This window comes from Dietzia sp. Cai40, from assembly GCF_014145165.1.
Classification (GTDB): domain Bacteria; phylum Actinomycetota; class Actinomycetes; order Mycobacteriales; family Mycobacteriaceae; genus Dietzia; species Dietzia natronolimnaea.
In genome coordinates this window covers 1-1,845 of the sequence record NZ_JAALEB010000131.1, presented here as the reverse complement: position 1 = coordinate 1,845, position 1,845 = coordinate 1, and the positions used below count along the sequence as shown (strand labels likewise).

Sequence of the window (1,845 nt, the reverse complement as noted above, 5' to 3'; positions counted from 1 at the left end):
CCTGACGTTCGAGCGCCTGCTGGAGGCTGGTGACGGCGACGTCGTAGGCGACTGGGTCGGGGAAGCGGCAGGCCGCGTGTAGCGTCCGTTCAGGGATGTGCACATAGGACAGGGGGGCGTTGAAGATGAGCCGCGCCCCCGGCCAGGCTTCTCGAGCCCCGCTGCTTGGCTCCGGCCAGCGACTATGCATGGTCACCTCCGACGCGTCGTCGACCAGTCGGTCGACCAACCGCATGAGGGCGAGTCCGCAGTAGGTGACGGCGAGACAGTCCAGGTCGGGGTCTGCCGCGTTCCCGGTGAGCCGGATCGTCAGGTCGTCGCGCTGGGGATCGGACTGGGTGGTGACGGCCTCGGTGATCACGGGAAGATAGGTCAACAGCTGAACGACCTGGGCGACGGTTCCTGCGCTGACCAGCGGCACGCTCAACGGCCCGAAGGACGTGAGCTGGGCCTGTTCCGCGCAGGCGATCCCCAGCTTCGTTGCCTGCTCGGCATCGAGGTCCGGGTAGACCTCGCGAAACCACCGCAGCGGTGCCTGCTCCTGGGTCCGGATCAGAGACAGTTCCCCGGTTCCCTCGCGCGCCATGATGGCACGGAACTGCTCGGCACTGTCCGGATCGATCGCCGGACTGGCCAGCAGCTGCGCGAAGGCAAGCGCTGGGACGCCCGGCTCGCTTCTCTGCACAGCGCTCCTCACGTGACCCGATCTCACAGCAGGATGACACGATTCAACATGGTCATCGCCGATATCAACGACAATACTGGAGAAAATGTCGATGACGTAGTCAATAGTGAGGGAGTTGTAGATGACAGTCGTTACCTTCGTGTCATACGACGGGGAGAAGCACGAGGCGCCCATCGAGGAGGGCTGCTCGCTGATGCAGGTCGCCACGAACAACGCCATTCCGGGCATCGATGGTGACTGCGGCGGAGAGGCCGCATGCGGCACCTGCCACGTGATCGTCGATTCCGCCTGGGCCGCCAAGGTCGGCCCCTCCGGCCCGGAGGAGGAGGAGATGCTGTCGATGAACCCCGAGCGAGAGCCGACGTCGCGGCTGTCGTGCCAAGTCCAGGTCTCCCGGTCATGGGACGGCTTGACCGTGCAGTTGCCTGAATTCCAGATGTAACAGGAGGTGTTGACGAGATGAAGATCCCTGACGCAGTGAAGACGAAGGTCGACGCCGCCATACCCCTGGATCGCCAGGTCCAGGCCGCGCACCTCTACGACAAGAGCCGACGTTGGTTGACGGGCACGAACGGGCAGAAGATGTTCGTCGAACGCCCGATCCCGCCGGTCGAAGAACTCGCGCTCGAAGACATCGACCTCAGCAACCCCTTCCTGTACCGACAGGGGCAGTGGGCCCCCTACTTCGAGCGCCTGCGTAACGAGGCCCCGGTGCACTACCAGCCCAACAGTCCGTTCGGGCCGTTCTGGTCGGTGACGCGGCACGCCGACATCATCGCTGTGGACAAGAACCACGAGGCCTTCTCCGCCGAGCCCCTGATCGTCATCGGGGCGCCGCCGCGGTTCATGGACATCGCCATGTTCATCGCCATGGATCCGCCCAGGCACGACGTTCAACGGCGCGCCGTCCAAGGCGTGGTGGCTCCCAAGAACCTGCGCGAGATGGAGGGCCTCATCCGGGAGCGCGTCAGGGACGTCCTGGACAACCTGCCCGTCAACGAGCCTTTCGACTGGGTGAGGACGGTGTCGATCGAGCTCACCGCGCGCATGCTGGCGACCTTGCTGGACTTCCCCTACGAGCAGCGCCACAAGCTTGTCGAGTGGTCGGACCTGGCCACCTCCATGGAGCAGGCCAATGGAGGCCCCTCCGACAACGACGA

At 64.9% G+C, this 1,845-nt stretch carries 2 protein-coding genes and 1 pseudogene; 2 read left to right on the top strand and 1 reads right to left on the bottom strand.

Translation table 11 applies throughout. The features are described 5' to 3' along the window. On the bottom strand, positions 1–904 hold a 904-nt coding region (locus G6022_RS06005), incomplete at its 3' end, for an AraC family transcriptional regulator ligand-binding domain-containing protein (RefSeq protein ID WP_241731077.1). Between G6022_RS06005 and G6022_RS06000 the strand changes: the two genes are divergently transcribed. Together G6022_RS06000 and G6022_RS05995 are read left to right on the top strand one after the other, a co-directional pair. Beyond that, entirely contained in the window at positions 807–1,127 is a 321-nt protein-coding gene (locus G6022_RS06000) for a 2Fe-2S iron-sulfur cluster-binding protein (protein ID WP_007628312.1), read from the top strand. The two genes, G6022_RS06005 and G6022_RS06000, sit on opposite strands and share 98 nt — an antisense overlap. 17 nt (positions 1,128–1,144) lie before the next feature. Further along, a pseudogene (locus G6022_RS05995) lies at positions 1,145–1,845 on the top strand (cytochrome P450); the annotation flags it as partial.

Excerpts from the sequence above, each read along its gene's own strand:
- G6022_RS06000 (WP_007628312.1), top strand. The coding sequence starts at position 807 with ATGACAGTCGTTACCTTCGTGTCATACGACGGGGAGAAGCACGAGGCG.